Source organism: Microvirga sp. GN3 (assembly GCF_055792825.1).
This window is the reverse complement of sequence record NZ_JBVVAK010000234.1, coordinates 5,521-9,459: the sequence shown is the minus strand read 5'-3', so window position 1 is coordinate 9,459 and position 3,939 is coordinate 5,521. Positions and strand designations below refer to the sequence as shown.

Sequence of the window (3,939 nt, the reverse complement as noted above, 5' to 3'; positions counted from 1 at the left end):
CGCCTGAGCCCTCGTCCGCTGCAAGCGGGATTGTGGTGCCGCTGCGTATGAGCAGCGACCGGATGTGAGTTGGAGCTGGCGCTGGACACGGGCCAGATCATGCAACGGGCTCAGACCTTGGATGCGCAACATCAACTGGAGGTCTCATCAGTGTCGCGTTCCCCACCCTGTTGACGGATCACTCCCCATGTGAGTTGCACCCGTCGGTTTTGCGCTAATTACCTCCTGATCTGACACAGGAGGCTGCCATGACCGGTGTGGCCGTCGAGCAGATGCTCGAACTCTGGTGCGTGGAGTTGCGTCAGGTCAAAGCTCACCTCAAATCGCTATTTGCCCATCCCAGCATCGCCGCCTCGGCAGCCGCCTTCCTCGATGGGCTGCTGGGGCCTGAGCGGCGCAAGACCGGCTGGATGCGCGCGGAAGCCGCCGGCGATCCGGGCCCTTGGCGCCAGCAGGCGGTGCTCGGCCGCAGCCACTGGGACGCCGATGCGCTGCGGGATATGGTGCGCGACTATGCGCTCGAGACGCTCGCCTCACCCGGTGCGGTGCTGGTGATCGACGAGACCGGCTTTCTCAAGCAAGGCCAGCGCTCGTGCGGGGTAGGCCGACAATACACCGGATCGGCGGGCAAGATCACCAGTTGCCAGATCGGCGTGTTTGCCACCTACGTGTCGGATAAGGGCTGCGCCTTCATCGATCGCCAGCTCTATCTGCCCGAGGACTGGACCAACACGCCCGAGCGCCGCACGGCGGCTCAGGTGCCGGATGCCATTCGCTTTGTCACCAAACCCGAGATCGCCGCCGAGATGATCGAGCGCGCGATCGCGGCTGACGTGCCGTTCGACTGGGCGGCGACGGACTCCATCTACGGCGTGGGCTCCATCGAGATGCTGTTGCGCCGGGCCGGCAAGGGCTATGCGCTCGGCGCTCATGCGACCGATCAGTTCAACTCCTGGGGCGACAAACCTGAGGTGGCCGGCACGGCCGAGCAGATCGCAAAGGCTCTTGCTCCCGAGGCCTGGAAACGTCTGTCGGCGGGCGACGGCACCAAGGGAGCGCGCCTGTACGAATGGGCTTATCTAGAGTTGGCGGATCTCGAGGCGGATGAGTACAACGAAGACCTCACCGGCCTGTGGACGCGCGGCCTGCTGATCCGACGCAGCATCGCTGATGGGGATCTGGCGTTCTTCTCGACCTGGTGCCCGGCCGGCACGTCGATCGAAGAGTTGGTGCGGGTCGAGGGCCAGCGCTGGGCGATCGAAGATGCGTTCGAGACCGCCAAAACGGAGCTGGGGCTGACGCACAACGAAACCCGCTCGTGGCATGGCTGGCACCGGCATGTCTCGCTGGTGATGCTGGCCTTTGCCATGATGGCGGTGGTGCGCGAGCGCGCCAACACTCTCACGTCACCCCAAAAAAGAAACGACGAAGCCCGGCTCCAGCGCTGGTGCGATGGTCTGTCCAGGAAATCCGCCGTGTGGCCACCCGCCTCCAGCAGCGTCGGATCGAGCCTGCCTTCGTGATCGCCTGGTCCGCGTGGCGACGCGCGCATCAGGCGATGGCGCAAGCCTCACATCGCAAACGCAAGGTGCAACTGTAGTGCTTCTGTAATGGGCCGTTGGGTGTCAATCCCCTGAGTGACTGTCCTGTCGCCGAAGTCTTGCTTCTGTTCGGGGTCGGCGCGAGGCCGCCCCACCATGCCATCAGAGAGGATGCGGTCAGCCCATCTAAGACGCGTGTTCCACCTCGATGAGGTGCTCACGGCACTACTTACGGCTTGACCGCCTCCATCGTCCCGGCGACGGGACCTCAGGGGAACAGGACGAGAGCCGCCCCGTTCCGAACGCTTGTTCCTCCTATGCGGCAGCTTCCTCCCGGCCCCAGCGGAAGGTGCTGCCGTCGATCCAGATGCGATGCAGAATGACCGCGAGCTTGCGGGCCAGCGCCACCTTGGCCCGCCGCATGCCGCGCCGCTTGGCTACCTCCAGCGCCCAGCGCTTCAGCGCCGAGAAGCGCACCGCTCGGGTCAGCAGGATGTGGGCTCCTTCATACAGCGCGGTGCGCACCATCGGATCGCCCACCCGGCTCACCGCTCCCGTGATATCCGTCTCGCCCGACTGGTACTTCTTCGGTGTGAGGCCAAAATGCGCCCCCACGGCTCGCGAGCGCGAGAAGCGCTCAGGATGATCGACTGCGGACGTGAAGGTGACCGCAATCAGCGCACCGACGCCTGGCACGCTCATCAGCCGCCGGCAGACCTCGTTCTTCCGAGCAATCGCCAGCATGGCCCGATGCAACCGGGCGAACTCCGTTTGCAGCGCGTCTCGGGCGCGCAGCATGGCCTCGGCGATCTTCTCCAGCATCTCATGACCAGCCGTGAGGGTGCGCACCCGTGTGGCGAACTGGCCCTTGCTGATCTCGCCGACCTTCAGGCCGAAGCCGCGCAACAGCCCACGCAGGCTGAGTTCGATATCTCGCATCTTGGCCTGCAGCTGCTTGCGGGCCATGAGCAGCGCCCGGACCTCCTGGGCCGGCGGCGACTTGCAGTGGACGGGGCGGAACCAGCCCATGCGCAGCAGCTGGGCGATGCCGCGCGCATCGCGCCGATCGGTCTTGACGATCATGGCCGAGAGCGCCGCCTTCACATGCCGGGTCTCCAGCAGCACGACTTCGAACCCGGCTTGCACAAGGCCGGCATGCAGCCACTGCGAGAGTGGCCCGGCCTCCAGGCCGACGCGGGTGAGCGGCAGGTTCAGGCTGGCGAGGAAGGCAGAAAGCGCCTCAGGCTCGCTGGCGACCTTCGCCTCGCGGACAATCTGTCCCGAGGCATCGAGGATGCAGACGCTGCTCAGTTCCAACGAGACATCAATTCCGGCATAGTAGTCCATGGCTGTCCCTCATGATGCTTGGGGCCGATCCGCTCGGACCCCGTTCCAACACCATCACTCTGAGGGACAGCCACCCCGCTCCGCTAGCTCGTGAGCGGCAGGCCCATTACGGCATCTAGAGCAATCGTCCTGCTGCTAGGTTCTCCAAGGCTGGCTATGGTTTCTCCGCCTAGTGATGTGGCTGCTCGGACCGTGTCCGGGGCCAGATGGGGAGGCCAAGCCGGAATAGCCGCTGATAGTGGAAGTTGCTTGAAGTCGCGAAGTGCTTCTATCGCTGCAGTGTGCAAGTCAGCTGTCTAGGCGCTCGCGGGAATTCCTTCAAACGGAGTCGTAATTGGACCCTGGGGTTGCTGAGCTGCAAGTACTTGCCCTCAGCTGGTCCCAGGTATAATCCTGAGGGTCCGAAGGGGCCGCTGAGCCACGTGATTTCCCTCGTGTTGGGATCATACCTATACTCGCCCTCCTGCGGCGCCTGCTTGTATTTTCCACCTGACAGGAGTGTGAACTCGCCTCCCGGGTGGAGGCTTCCCATCTTCGAAAGATATGTACAGATATATCGCCCGGGCGGCGGGTCACCAGCCTGTCCGTCAGCCGTTATAGGCTGTCCGCCAGTGAGGAGTGCGATTATGGTGAGGTCAAGCCAACTACGCTTCATTGTGGCCGCTCTCTGAGGGTAGCTCAGCCTCTGCGACACCGCGAGTTGTAGCCAGTATTCGCGGCCCTTTCGGGGCGGCCGCCAGAGCCGGTTTTACTGAATAGTCGGCGCGGCGTCCCATAAGTTGTCAATCAGCTCTGAAGATTGACCCGGGTCGGTGTTGAACTTTGGCTCTGACGCAGTTTTGGTGCATCGGTCGTCGTAAGCTGTCATTCCGTCTCAACCAATCTGGCTTGAAGGAGGTCGAGATGGCCTCTGCCGTACATTTGACGCTTCACGAGCTTGAGTTTCTGCTCCGCCGGCAAGCACGCCGTTAGTGCGACGACATCAGCTTGCCAGTCTGGCTTCCGGTCTAGTGCTTTGAGTTCGAGCACTTCGCAGTTTACATGCCGTCTC

Annotated in this window: 2 protein-coding genes and 1 pseudogene; 1 reads left to right on the top strand and 2 read right to left on the bottom strand. The window is 63.4% G+C overall.

Annotated features, from left to right (window positions below):
• Positions 1–248: 248 nt before the first annotated feature.
• Positions 249–1,415 (top strand): annotated as a pseudogene (locus tag ACS5Q1_RS44510) (IS701 family transposase); the annotation flags it as partial.
• Positions 1,416–1,856: 441 nt separating this feature from the next.
• Here ACS5Q1_RS44510 and ACS5Q1_RS44505 read toward each other — a convergent pair.
• Together ACS5Q1_RS44505 and ACS5Q1_RS44500 are read right to left on the bottom strand one after the other, a co-directional pair.
• Complete coding sequence (locus ACS5Q1_RS44505) at positions 1,857–2,888, bottom strand: IS110 family RNA-guided transposase (RefSeq protein WP_473104217.1); 1,032 nt, start codon at positions 2,886–2,888, stop codon at positions 1,857–1,859.
• 864 nt (positions 2,889–3,752) lie between these two features.
• A partial coding sequence (locus tag ACS5Q1_RS44500) for a hypothetical protein (protein WP_473104216.1) occupies positions 3,753–3,939 on the bottom strand: 187 nt, incomplete at its 5' end.